A 13,236-nucleotide genomic window follows, 5' to 3' on the forward strand; every position below is an offset into this window, starting at 1 on the left:
AAGCCTACATTTCTCCTGCAGGAAAAGAAGAACTCTGAAAAGAAATAGAATTCAGCCGAATTTTGTTTTAATTTCGCAATTATAAATAAACAATGTAGACGAATGAAAAGAGGAATATTATTTTTTGGTATAACGTTAATACTTTTAAGTTGTTCTCTTCAGCAAACTGTTTCTGAACATTTTGAAGGGAAGCTTATTTATTCAATTGAATCTCCTGGAAATATTCCTGATGAAAAGGACAGTATTAATTATCAAGTGGTTTACGCCAAAGACTCTATGTTGAGAATTGATAGTTACACTCCTATTGGAAAACAAATCTACATTAAACATATTCCCAAAAACAGGGCTTACATCCTCATGGATTTAGGCATGCAAAAAGTAGCCATTCAAACCATTCCAGACACCTTAGAAGATAGCAATCGCTATATTTTCGAGAAGAAATCGGGAAAGAAAAACTTTGCAGGGATCAAAGCGAAAAACATAAAAGTTACAGACACGCATATCGACACTACTATAATAATGAATTATGCGCCTGAAATCTCCTCGAAGTATTCAACTGCTCTAAAAGGCATTCCAGGACTTCCCGTCAAGTACTCAATTTATTCAAACGACATGTGGATCAGTTATCGATTAATTACTTTTGAAGAACGCCCATTAAACATTGATTTGTTCGGCATTCCATCCGACCATAAGATCATCACACTAGATGAATTCATTGAACTTCTGCAAGAACAATAGTTAAAAAAGATGTACTTATAAGGGGGGATAGACCATAAGACATACTAAGTTCATCTACTAACAACCTAATGTGAATAGCCTTCTAAAATTGGTTCAGAACTAACGATTTCATTCCTTATATTCGTAAAATAAATGTTCAGCAACTAGAATGGCCAGAGGAAACGTATTAAAACAAAAAGACAAACAGAAAAAGAATAAGAAGGAGGCAAGTAAAAAGTCCTCAAAAAAAACTTCTTTCTCTTCATTATACTCCAAAATTGACCGCCGTAAAGCAAAGTCAATCAGTGGTGCTATACTCCTGCTACTTTCTGTATACTTATTTATTGCATTTACTTCTTACCTTTTTAGTTGGAAAGCAGACCAAGACTTAATTGTTTCAACAAGTTTCTTCGAATTTATTTTTGGAGAATCTGATGTCGAAGTCAAAAACTGGCTGGGTAAATTTGGCGCTTGGACAGCACACTTGTTTATGTACAGATGGTTTGGTATTGCCTCTTTCGCCTTTAGTTTTTTAATGCTAGTGACTGGAGTTCGATTGCTCCTCAACATCAAACTTGTTCCATTGCGAAAAACCTACTTAGTTACTTTTATTGGTGTTATTTGGTTTTCGATCTTTTTGGGATTAATGTCATCTCAAATTAACTATTTAGGTGGAACCTTTGGGTACGCTACCAATCAATGGTTAAGTTCCGTATTGGGAATGTTTGGTGCTGTTTTGTTAGTTCTTGTACTCCTATTTGTTGCGATAGTTGCCTTGTTCAATCCTGATTTTAAAGCTTTAGCTCAGCAGTACCTACCAAACAAAATAAAGAAATCTTCTGCTGAAGATGAAGGTGGAAACGCTTTCGCCACTGTGAACCAAGAAGAGGAACTAGAAGAGGGTGAGCAGATTGATGAAGAGGAAGATAGTGAAGAAGAGGAGGACTTTGAAGTTATCTTCAAGGATGATCATGAAAAAACTGATGAAGAACCAGATACTCTTCTGGAGGAAGAACAAGAAGCTGAATCAGATGATGATTTTGAGGTCGTTACCAAAAAAGAAACTGCTGAAGTAGAACTTGTAAAACCCGAAGAAACAACAAACGATGATAGTGGAGAGTTCTCTGTTGAAGTTGCAAAACAAGAAAAAGAATTAACTGCATCAGATTTGAACAAAAAACTTGAAGATTTTGGTCCTTACGATCCAAAGCTTGACTTATCTAGCTACACCCTTCCTCCTATTGATTTATTGAGAAAATTTGAAAGCAATAAAGGTGGGGTTTCGAAAGAGGAACTAGAGCAAAACAAAGACAATATTGTTACTACTCTAGCGCATTATAAAATTGATATTTCAAAAATCAAAGCCACTATAGGTCCAACAGTAACGCTTTATGAAATTGTACCTGCACCAGGAGTTAGAATTTCAAAAATTAAAAACTTAGAGGATGATATCGCCTTAAGTTTAGCCGCATTGGGGATTCGTATAATTGCACCTATTCCGGGAAAAGGAACGATTGGAATTGAAGTTCCTAACAGTTCCCCTGAAATTGTAAGCATGCGATCATTGATAGCCTCAGAGAAATTTCAGAACTCCAACTTTGAACTCCCAGTTGTGCTAGGGAAAACCATCACCAACGAAACCTTTGCTTTTGACTTGGTTAAAATGCCCCATTTATTAGTTGCTGGAGCTACTGGTCAAGGTAAATCCGTTGGGTTAAATGCTATTCTGGTTTCTTTATTATACAAGAAACATCCTTCTCAAGTTAAATTTGTTTTGATTGACCCAAAGAAGGTTGAGCTGACTTTATTCAATAAAATAGAACGTCATTTTTTGGCTAAACTTCCAGATGAAGAAGAAGCTATTATTACAGATACCTCTAAGGTTGTAAACACCTTAAATTCATTGTGTATCGAAATGGATGAGCGTTACGACCTATTGAAAGATGCTCAAACGCGTAACATTAAAGAATACAATGATAAATTTGTTGCTCGGAAATTAAATCCAGAAAAAGGTCACCGCTACATGCCATACATAGTCGTGTTAATTGATGAATTTGCCGATTTAATTATGACCGCAGGAAAAGAAGTAGAACACCCCATTGCTCGTCTTGCTCAGCTTGCCCGTGCTATTGGAATTCATTTAATTGTAGCTACTCAACGCCCTTCTGTTAATGTGATTACCGGTATGATTAAAGCCAACTTCCCAGCACGAATAGCGTTTAGAGTACTTTCTAAAATTGACTCGCGTACCATCTTAGATTCATCAGGAGCAGACCAATTGATCGGTAAAGGGGATATGTTAATTTCAACAGGTAATGATGTGATCCGTTTACAATGTGGTTTTGTAGACACCCCCGAGGTGGAAGCCATCTGTGACTTTATTGGAAATCAAAGGGGTTACCCTGAAGCACTTGCGCTCCCAGAATACATAGGTGAAGGAAGTGAAGGAGGTGGCGTAGATGTAGATGACGATTTAGACGATAAGTTTGTAGAGGCCGCTCATGTCATCGTTCTACATCAACAAGGTTCAGCTAGTTTACTTCAACGAAAGTTAAAACTCGGTTATAATCGTGCAGGACGAATTGTAGACCAATTAGAAGCACATGGAATAATAGGTCCATTCCAAGGAAGTAAAGCACGTGATGTACTCATCCCTACAGAGGAAGCCCTAAACGAACATCTAGAAATCAAAGGATTAAAATAAATTCAATTTTGTCACCCACAAATTTACTGTATATTTGTAGGTGATTTAATATATTTACCGCTGAACTTGGCACAGTTTGTGCAAATCACAATGCAAAAATTATAGAAAATGAAATACTTATTAATTGGAATGCTTTTTATCTCTAGTGCTTTATTCGCTCAGTCAGATCAAAAGTCTGAGAATATTTTAGATAAGATGTCCTCAGAAATTAAAAGCTTAAAGTCTTTTTATATCGAATTCACGATGAATGTTAAAAATCCAGCAACTGGAGAAAACTCAAACCAAAAAGGTTTAGGCTATGTTAAAGGAGATAAGTATTATGCTTCTCTCGGACAAAATACTTTAGTTTCTAATGCCATCAAAAACTGGACAATTGTTAAGGAAGAAAAAGTAACTTACCAAAGTGATGTTGACTTAGATGATGACGAATCAATGAATCCAAAAAAGCTAATGACTATTTGGGAAAATGGATTCAAAAGTAAATACACAAAAACAACGAAGGTAAACAACAAAGAAGTGCACCAAATTGACTTATTTCCAACCAATCCAGGAGAGGTTAATTATCACACCATCACTTTATACGTTGGTACCAACAACAACGAGTTACACCAAGCAATTATGAAGACAAAGGATGGAAGCACGATGACTTACACCATTAATGTATTCGAAAAAAATAAAACTGTAGCAGACAGTAAGTTTGTTTACAATCCACAAAACTATCCTGGATACCAATTGATTAGAGATTAAGAAAATAATTGATATCAATTCTAAAAACATCTTTCTAACCGAAAGATGTTTTTTTTGTTAATTTTAACGCATTGAAAAATATTTAACACCATGAGTACAGTTGGTAAAGTTACTGAAGAAATAATCAATCGCTCTCCCTTTCTAAGAGAAGCGATGACAGAGAATTTAATAAATGTATCTGCGTTATCTCGTAAAATACAACCAGAAATTGAAGATACTTTAGGCAAGAAAGTCAAAGAAGGCGCAATTGTAATGGCCATCAAAAGAATGTCTCCTGGATACTACGACGAGGTCGATGCAAAAATCAAGGATTTTATTGCTACACTCGGTGATTTTTTGGTGAGAAGTGATTTGGAAGATTTCACTTATAAAAACTCAGATACCCTTGCGTTAAAACAGTCCGAAATCATGAAGTTTTTGGTCGATCAACGTGATTACTTCTATACTTTTTGTCATGGTGTTGGTGAATCTACAATTATTACCAGTAATTCTATTTCTGAAAATCTATTGGAAATTTTCAAAGATGAAAAGTTAAAGTCAAGCACTAAAAACCTAGCATCAATCACCATTAAACTTCCAACAAGTAACACTGCTATTAGCGGAATTTATTATTACATACTCAAACATTTGGCTTGGGAAGGGATTAACATTGTAGAAGTTGTTTCTACAGCCAATGAGTTTACTGTAGTGGTAAACGACAACGATATTGACTCTGCATTTTCTGTATTGATGCAATTAAAAAAATCATCCAAAAAGAAATAGTTCACATCTTTTTTGATGTCAACAAAAAAGCACTGATGAATTCAGTGCTTTTTTTATTTAATAGATATTGAATCCCTCTAATTTTTCACTATTCTTCTTCTTATTGTACCTTCAGAAGTATGGATAGCAACGATGTAAACTCCAGGGTTTAATTCACTTATATCGATGTCTAAGTCTCTCGCTTTTTCACCTCCTTGAACAGCCATAACCACTTGACCAAATGAATTGAATAATTTTGCTTCTTGAATAACTGCTGTTCCTGTTGAAATATGAAACACATCTTCAACGGGATTCGGATATACTCCAACATTCAACTTCTCTTTCGTCAAAGCCAAAGGATCTTGTTCTCTCACATAAACGCTATCTAGGTGTAATTTAAAACCATCGAATGTTGTATTCACAAACGCGATATAAATATTTAGATTCACATATTCATCAAGCAATTCCGCATGACTCGACCAATAAGGTGTTTCATTGCTCACTACAACTAAAGTATCTGTAAAATCGGCAACAGTATTTCCAGTTGTAGAAATCATTACTTTATACGAATCTGGAAAAGAAGGATCATAAGACATGCTGTTCCAAGAAATGTAATTGGATTCTGCTCCTAATGTAATCTGCGGTGTAATCAACCAACGGTCAGCTCTATCAACAGGACTAAAAAAGGAAGTACTCGAAGCGGTACCGTTTCCTGCATTAATAGGATCTTCTTTATAAATCCATGCTTCAGTGTATTCCTGCACTTGTTCATCAACGGTATTTCCGTCATTATCAATAACAGTCCATGTTGCAGGCAGAGTACTTGCATCAAAGTTCTCTTCTAAAAGCGTGATTTGACCAAATAACGTTGTGCTTGCAATAAGTGCCAATCCTGTGAATATTTTCTTCATTTACCCTCTTCATTTTATTGAAGTAACATACTTCAATTATAGATAAGCAAATGTAACAAATTCAAAAGACAAAAATTGCATACAATAGAAGATATCAGAAAAGTAGTTGTAGAACAAATGTTAATTTTGAATTATAACAAGTTGACTAAAAAAAATAGGGCAACAGTAGATGCTCCTACTGTGCCCCAAAATCCGATCGATTGCCATTGCCAAGAAGAGTTTTTCTTGACTTTCTTGACAAGGGCATCGAAGTTTTGATTTTTTTTAATTTCATCGGAGGATACTTTCCAGCGATTATAAATTAATTTTGGTTTCATAGGCTTATTTTTTTATTGAATAACTTTTTAAGCTTCTCCAAAGCTCTAAAAGTCTTCACTTTAGCATTGTTTTCTTTTATATTTAGAATTTCTCCTACCTCTTTATAAGGTCGGTCTTCAAAATAGCGCAATTCAATCAACTGTAAATCAAGACCATTCAATTGACTTAGGGCATTAAACAAGCGCTTCTTATTCATTGCATTTGTTTCTTCTTCAAAAACCTCCATAAATGTTGCTACTTGTGTATTGTCAATATTTATCGTACGTTTTGCTCTACTGTCTCTATAGGCTTGATTCAATTCGCTTTTCGCAATACGGTACAACCACGAAGCCAAAGGAACGCCTCTGTATTCATATTTGTAAATGTTTTTCATTGCTTTAAAAAACACTTGTGAAGTTACATCATAAGCTGTTTGTTTATCGTCCATACGCTGATACACGTAACGAAAGATTTGCTCATGGTACTTTTCATATAAAGGAGCGAAGTTTTTCGGATCCTCTTTTGCGCTTAAAATCCATTCCATTTCTTGACTTAACATTTGGTCAGAATGGTGATAAATAGGGTTTATCGTTCTCATAGTTCATTGGGTTTTTATGGGGTTCATTTTTGCTGCTTGCAGACAGCCTAAACACTTCTTCAATAGAAAGGGTATTATATCTATTGCATTAGCGTTTCACATATATTAACGAAATATAGGATAAATTATTGTACCCAAAAACAAATGTTGAAAAACATTGGAGTAAAAAATAAGGTCTAAAAAAGAAAGACTCCTTTATAATAAAGGAGTCTCTGGTAATTTTAATAATTTATAAATCGCTATACTTTTTTTTAGATCACGATGAATTAAGGTCTATCATCAACTAATCTTTACTGTTTAGTTACAAGCATAGGATGATGGATCACCTGCTATATCACTACAAAAATCTAATGCAACAGTATAAGGACCGTTACAGAGTTCTTTTGTTGAATTTTGGTTTAAAGCTCGCATACTGGGTGGAGTAAAGTATGGTTTGTATTGCGTAATTGTCGCTCTTGAAGAAAATATTCCTAAAGCTCCTTCTACATTCGAATACGTCGGTTTATTTTGAGCCAAAGAGGAACTTGGTTCGTTGGTTAAAATATAAGTATACAAATCTGAAGATGCTGCCGTAAGAATAATTTCGAATCCTCTAACATTACGTTCTGTTACATCAGAATCTACAGGGATTTTCTGACCAAGATACTCATAAAACGCCTCACCATCGGCAAAAATAGTATTGGTAGAGCTAATGACATCTCCTGCATCGACCTCACCTAAATTCCATAAAACAGATTTAATTTCACTCCCCGAAGAGCTTACTTCTTTATAATCGAAGCGCAATTGCACTTTATAATATGCTCCATTTCCTGAAGTAAAGGTGATTGGAGTGCTTTTATATCCATTTAGCAGTACATTATTGTCGGCAAAATTAAATGATTGGTTGGGTTGCGGATAATTAATTTGAACCCCTTTTACCAGTTCTGTTTGTCCTGAAATCAAGTGATTTCCATTATCAACATCGATATTCAATCGGTAAATCGCTTCTTCATCTAAATCATTTGCTTTGAAAAAGTAAAGCTTTTGTTCTGGCCCGTAAAATGTCCCTTCCTGTTTATTTTGAATCACCGTATCTTGGAGGGTCCAAGTTCTTAGTGTACTTCCATTTTTGATTTCTTTTACTGTTGCTACAACATTATCAAAATTGGATAAAGCTGGATCTTTTGCAAATTCATTTGCATCTCCTTCTTTCAAAAAAGTTTTATTCAACTTTAAGAAATGATATTCTTTTCCTTGATCAAGTAAGAAATGAACAATAGGTTGCTCAATATACTCTCCATTAACACTAAACTTTGTATTACATCCCATTAAGAAGGCAACACCTAAACTGAAAAAGAATATTTTTTTAATCATATGTAAATTTTGTAGGGATAAAATTAAGAAAATTACTTTCTATTTTACCCCTGTTCAATCATTAATCCCTACTTTTTAAACTTTAACTCCTTATTTCACACGGTTCATCCCCATGGCTTTCAACATCCATTTCGGCAATGATTTTTTTGGATCTCTATTCTTTAAATTAATATACCACCCCAATTTTTTCATTACAGGAACCTTGTGGGTTTCAACAAACTCTATCCAAGCTCCATCTGGATCCTCGATGTATGAAAATCGTCCTCCTGCTTCTCCCATATCGAAGGTTGCTCCACTATCTACAGTAAATGGAAAGCCTGCTGCTTCACATTCTTTTTGTAGAACGTCCATGTTTCTCACATCAAAACAGAGGTGAATAAAGCCCCAATCTCCCCAGAATCGATCTTCAAAAATCTTTTTACAATCTGTTCTTTCAATGGCTTGAACCAATTCAATTTTAGTAGGTCCTAATAAAGGTGCAAACGGACCTTTACGCGTTTCAGGGTGAGAAAGCAAAACACGTCTTACTTTTTTATCTCCCATAGGCAACTCAGAAAAGCAATCAAATACACCTGTCTCATCATATACTACAGTTGAATATCCTAAAATATCAGCGTATAGTTTTTTTGCTTTATCGATATCACTTACTCCAATCATAACTCCTGCAGAACCTCCTGTTTTTCCTTCAAATTTTGTTTTTTGAAAAACTGTAAACTCCTGCACAACGTTAAATATATTTCCGTTTGGATCTTCAACAAAGAAGTGTGGTTCTCCGTGTGGAGTTGTTTTTAATTCGCCCAGCACTTTTGCGCCATTCGATTTCATAAATTCATAAGATGCTTTGACATCTCTAGATTTAATACGACAAATATAGAGTCCGTAATCTCCCAATTGGACATCAAACTTAGGTTTCTCCGTATTTCGGCTTGTAAATTGCCAAATCTCGAATCCTCCCCCACCTTCCATCGAAAGTGCTAAAGTAGCTGTTCGAGAATGTACAGTCCCTCCAGTGTACCTCGTCATTAAAGGGGCTTCAGCAGCTTCTTCAAAAATTCGTACATCTACTCCAAAGAATTTTCTATACCATTTCCAAATTTCTTGAACATCTGGCACACCAATACCAATTTGTTGAATACCACAGATTACTTTTTCCATATCATTAATGCATTTAAATCAATCAGACAAATTTAATATTCTTTTCGGTGTTGAATAGGATTTTCAACAGATTTAGCCTAAAGCACTGTTATCTTAGACGATAAACTGAATAAATCATGTCCTTTTTAAGTCCTCACCGTTGAACCTACAAATATTCCATTCAAAAAATCATCTGAACCTTATTCAGATAATATATTAATTTTATTTCAACTTTTATCTCAATAAAGATTTAAAGGAATTAAAAACACAACATCTTATAAAACTTATTTAAATTATGAAAAAAATCTATTTATTAGGATTAGCATTTGCGACAGCATTCGGTACAAATGCTCAGGACTGTACCGGAGGTCGATATGAAAACGACTTGTTCACAGGCTCTGATGTCACTTCTGATATTCAGTATGGCTCAAACCTCAACTATGATGGTTCACCACAGGATCTATTTCTTGATGTCTACCAACCTACTGGTGACACCGATACAGATCGTCCACTCATCATCTTTATTCATGGTGGGTCTTTCGTGGGGGGATCTAAAACAGGTACAGATGTTGTTCCTTTAGCAGAAAACTTCGCAAAAAAAGGGTACGTTACCTCTTCTATTTCTTATCGTTTAGGTATGAATAACGTATTCACTGGTCCTTCTGAAGGTGATGCCTCTGAAGCTGTGATGAGAGCCACTCAAGATGCTAAAGCGGCTATTCGTTTCTTTAAAAAATCTGTGAAAGACGACGGTAATCCTTATGGTATTGATACAACAAAAATCTTCTTGGCCGGAAGTTCTGCAGGTGGATTTGTAGCTTTACATTTGGCCTACCTTGACCAAACTTCGGAAATCCCTTCTTATATCAACATGTCTGATCCATCACTGGCAGGTGGACTTGAAGGAAATTCTGGAACACCTGGACACACCTCTGATGTTAAAGCCATTGTGAATATTGCTGGGGCGATTGGTGATACTACTTGGATGAATAATAACACTACCCCTGTATTAAGTTTACATGGCGATCAAGACGGAACTGTTCCCTTTGGCTCTGCAATGCTAACCTTAGCTATTTATGAAATCATGGAGGTTGACGGAAGTGAATCTGTTCATATAAAAGCTGAAATGGAGGGGATTAAACATTGTTTCAAAGCAGAATATGGTGCAGACCATGTTCCTCACGTAGGTTCTGCAGAATACCTTGATACAACACAACAATACATGACGCAATTTTTGTTGAGTGAAGTTTGTGGAACTCAAGCATATTGTATTTGTAACACACCAGCCGATCCAATTGCTTGTCATCCTTTAGATGGTACTGCAAATTTAAAAATTGAAGAAGCTGAAACGTTATTGGAAATGTATCCTAACCCTGCTCTAAATGAAGTGACGATTTCTTTAGAAGGCCTTTTAATTGAAAAAGTTGTCTTTACGGATTTAAGTGGAAAAATTGTTCATCAAGCAAATACTATGGATTATCACACCAATATTGATGTCAGTGACTTAACCCAAGGGGTTTACTTTGTAAAAGTTCAAACTGCTAGCGGAATGTTGACGAGAAAGTTAGTGATTGAATAAGTCCAAAATATCTTTATACTAAAGCCTCGATGTTCATAAAATGTCGGGGCTTTTCTTTATCTCCATATCAATTGTGTTGCAATAAAAAGGAACCCAACAATCAGTTTAAGCTTGGCCAAAAACGCATAGGCACACCCCTCACTTATTGAAACAACAAGCGATAACACGGTGTTTTTATCCACTTTACCGCATCAATAAGGGCATTAAGCATTTTACAAACATTATCTCTAGTTAAAAACATGAGTTATCTAAAGCAAAAAGCCCCAAGATACACTTGAGGCTTTTTGTTGTTGTTTATGTATTTTAATCAGTAACACTATGAAAAATTACTGACATCATAACAGTAGTGTTTAGTTGTGTACTATCGTTCCTGCATAAATTGGACGTTCATTTGGAAGTGGATCTAAAATTTGAACCTTCCACATATACGCTTTATTGCTTGGTGTCATTTTTCCAGTTTTCTGATCAGTTCCATCCCATGCATTCCTAGCATCACTAGATGTAAACACAACGCTATTATCGATTGGGTCTACAATGGTCAATTGGAACTTCACATTTCTTTCTGTTAAAGAATAAGGCATAAAGGTACGATTTCTAATATCTGAGCCATTTGGTTTAAAAGCATCTACCGCCATTAAATTGTATTTATCTCTGATGCGAATAGTTTTCATTGATGTATTTTCACATCCGTTTCTATCCACAACTTTTAAAGCTACGTCATAGTCTCCTTTTTCAAAGAAATGATGTTTAACCTCTACACTGCTTCTCTTCAGCTCGTCATCAAAAGTCCACTCATAAGAAGCATAATCTCCATAAGCTTCACAAATCACTACAGGCAATCCACCTTCATAAATATTTGCTTCATAAGTAAAGTTTGCAGAAGGTAAGCCTTGTACTTTAACAAAAGTTTTTTCAATCACCTCTCCATTGCCATTCACAAAAGTCAACTCATCTTGTAATGAAGGATCTATTGTCACCGACTTTCCAGGTTGGATAACAATCCATTCTTCAGCGAATTTAAATTTAACCTTTGCTTTATTATCAGTATTACTAACTGTAGCACTTTCTCCTTCACAAACCATAGCTGAAGAAATATATCCTGCTACAAACTTCTCTTCAACAACTTTAGGATCTTCTTGAGCAATCTGCGCTTCCTCCTTATTGTTTTCTGTTGGAACAAAAACTACTTCTTTTGTTGATTGATTATTGTTTCGTGCTGTTGTTTTCTCTTTTTCTCCCTCAACCGTTGAGCGTTCAATTTGGTTTGATGGTTGCTCTTCAGTATTTTTTTCTTTTACAGGAACAATTACCTCTTCATCAGAACCTTCTTCCGTATTTGGAACAAATTCATTATCCATTGGTGCTTTAACGCTATTGTTTTCAATAGGTTCTGCGTTATGCTCCGCTGTATTTACATCTGTTGGATGATCAAAAAGGAAGAATGCACCTGTAGCAACTGCCCCAACCAGAACACTTGCAAGAACCCATTTAAAGACACTAGATGTGCCTCCTGTAACAGCAGTAGGTTGAGCACCGAGCTTTGAACTCACTGCTTCCCACGCCTTAGGGTCGTATGGCGCCTCATAGTCTTGTAGACTATTTCTGAATGCGTTTTCTAAATTATCTTTCATTGGTCTTCTATATTGACAAATTTCTCACTTAATATCTTTCTTAAATTTTGCTTTGCTTTCGCTAGATTAGATTTCGAGGTTCCCTCACTGATGTCCAAAATCTGTGCTATTTCCTTGTGCGAATAATTTTCTATTACATACAAGTTAAAAACAGTTTGGTAGGCTGGCGACAATTGTTGTATTGCCTCCAAAGCATATTCAGCTTTTATCTTCGTGATGTCATCATCTAAATCATGTTCTTGAACACTATAACTGTCATTAAAGACGTATTCTTCATCAGTTGAAAATGGTTGTCTATTTCTTTTCCTGATGGCATCAATTGATGCGTTCACCATGATTCTTCTGACCCATCCTTCGAAGGACCCTTTAAAATCAAATTCATCTAGTTTATCAAAGATCTTTATAAAACTTTCCTGGACAACTTCTTGAGCTCGGTCTCGGTCTTTTGTGTAGCGTAAGCAAACTCCCATCATCTTCCCATAGAAATGTTTGAACAGCTGCTCTTGCGCAGTTCTGTCATCAGCGATACACCGCTTAATTATTTCTTTGAGTTGATCGTTCTCCACTGTAGTTTCATTTAAAAAACGTTGAATTTTATTATGGGTTGCTTTTTTTTCAACAAAAAACTTACACTATTCGTTATAAGTCAATATTTACTCCCCAGTCAAAAAGAATTTTATTAACACTATAGTTAAATTAATCCGTCTAAAATAGACCGTAACAAATGTAAAAAATTCAAATGAATTCACTTCAATTTCACCTTTATTAAAAATCTTTTCCCTTTTAACTTCCTTTATCTGCGCTGCATTCCTTATGCTCACATA

At 35.4% G+C, this 13,236-nt stretch carries 12 protein-coding genes; 5 read left to right on the top strand and 7 right to left on the bottom strand.

The annotated features are described in order from the left end of the window. Positions 1-102: 102 nt before the first annotated feature. From ACN0U3_RS04805 to ACN0U3_RS04820, 4 genes are all read left to right on the top strand, one after another. Positions 103-738 carry a hypothetical protein gene (locus tag ACN0U3_RS04805; RefSeq protein ID WP_417265350.1) on the top strand — a complete coding sequence of 212 codons (636 nt, stop codon included), beginning with the start codon at positions 103-105 and terminating at the stop codon, positions 736-738. A gap of 148 nt (positions 739-886) precedes the next feature. Further along, a complete protein-coding gene (locus ACN0U3_RS04810) occupies positions 887-3,421 on the top strand; it encodes a DNA translocase FtsK 4TM domain-containing protein (protein WP_417265351.1) in 2,535 nt (844 codons plus the stop codon). 108 nt (positions 3,422-3,529) lie between these two features. Further along, the gene (locus ACN0U3_RS04815; RefSeq protein WP_299201579.1) at positions 3,530-4,168 is read left to right on the top strand and encodes a LolA family protein; all 639 of its coding nucleotides are present in this window, start codon (positions 3,530-3,532) and stop codon (positions 4,166-4,168) included. Between the two features lie 90 nt (positions 4,169-4,258). Continuing rightward, the gene (locus ACN0U3_RS04820; protein WP_299201577.1) at positions 4,259-4,930 is read left to right on the top strand and encodes an aspartate kinase; all 672 of its coding nucleotides are present in this window, start codon (positions 4,259-4,261) and stop codon (positions 4,928-4,930) included. Between the two features lie 77 nt (positions 4,931-5,007). On the opposite strand, the gene ACN0U3_RS04825 is transcribed toward ACN0U3_RS04820, so the two are convergent. From ACN0U3_RS04825 to ACN0U3_RS04845, 5 genes are all read right to left on the bottom strand, one after another. Then, the gene (locus ACN0U3_RS04825; protein WP_417265352.1) at positions 5,008-5,820 is read right to left on the bottom strand and encodes a choice-of-anchor J domain-containing protein; all 813 of its coding nucleotides are present in this window, start codon (positions 5,818-5,820) and stop codon (positions 5,008-5,010) included. 131 nt (positions 5,821-5,951) lie between these two features. Next, positions 5,952-6,137 (bottom strand): hypothetical protein, encoded by a 186-nt coding sequence (locus ACN0U3_RS04830; RefSeq protein ID WP_417265353.1) that lies wholly within the window; start codon positions 6,135-6,137, stop codon positions 5,952-5,954. Beyond that, on the bottom strand, positions 6,134-6,715 hold the full coding sequence (locus ACN0U3_RS04835; protein ID WP_299201568.1) for an RNA polymerase sigma factor: 582 nt from the start codon (positions 6,713-6,715) through the stop codon (positions 6,134-6,136). The genes ACN0U3_RS04830 and ACN0U3_RS04835 overlap by 4 nt, the downstream gene beginning before the upstream one ends. Before the next feature lie 297 nt (positions 6,716-7,012). Beyond that, positions 7,013-8,068 (bottom strand): DUF4249 family protein, encoded by a 1,056-nt coding sequence (locus ACN0U3_RS04840; RefSeq protein ID WP_417265354.1) that lies wholly within the window; start codon positions 8,066-8,068, stop codon positions 7,013-7,015. A gap of 90 nt (positions 8,069-8,158) precedes the next feature. After that, on the bottom strand, positions 8,159-9,223 hold the full coding sequence (locus tag ACN0U3_RS04845; RefSeq protein ID WP_417265355.1) for a VOC family protein: 1,065 nt from the start codon (positions 9,221-9,223) through the stop codon (positions 8,159-8,161). A 274-nt stretch (positions 9,224-9,497) separates the two neighbouring features. Between ACN0U3_RS04845 and ACN0U3_RS04850 the strand changes: the two genes are divergently transcribed. After that, complete coding sequence (locus ACN0U3_RS04850; protein ID WP_299201560.1) at positions 9,498-10,781, top strand: T9SS type A sorting domain-containing protein; 1,284 nt, start codon at positions 9,498-9,500, stop codon at positions 10,779-10,781. 350 nt (positions 10,782-11,131) lie between these two features. Here the strand turns inward: ACN0U3_RS04850 and ACN0U3_RS04855 are convergent, their stop codons facing one another. After that, the gene (locus ACN0U3_RS04855; RefSeq protein WP_417265356.1) at positions 11,132-12,412 is read right to left on the bottom strand and encodes a PKD domain-containing protein; all 1,281 of its coding nucleotides are present in this window, start codon (positions 12,410-12,412) and stop codon (positions 11,132-11,134) included. Further along, positions 12,409-12,978: an RNA polymerase sigma factor gene (locus ACN0U3_RS04860; protein WP_299201554.1), complete on the bottom strand. Its 570-nt coding sequence runs from the start codon at positions 12,976-12,978 to the stop codon at positions 12,409-12,411. The genes ACN0U3_RS04855 and ACN0U3_RS04860 overlap by 4 nt, the downstream gene beginning before the upstream one ends. Positions 12,979-13,236: the final 258 nt, after the last annotated feature.

Source organism: Brumimicrobium sp., assembly GCF_048268645.1.
Classification (GTDB): Bacteria; Bacteroidota; Bacteroidia; order Flavobacteriales_D; family Crocinitomicaceae; genus Brumimicrobium; species Brumimicrobium ulvae.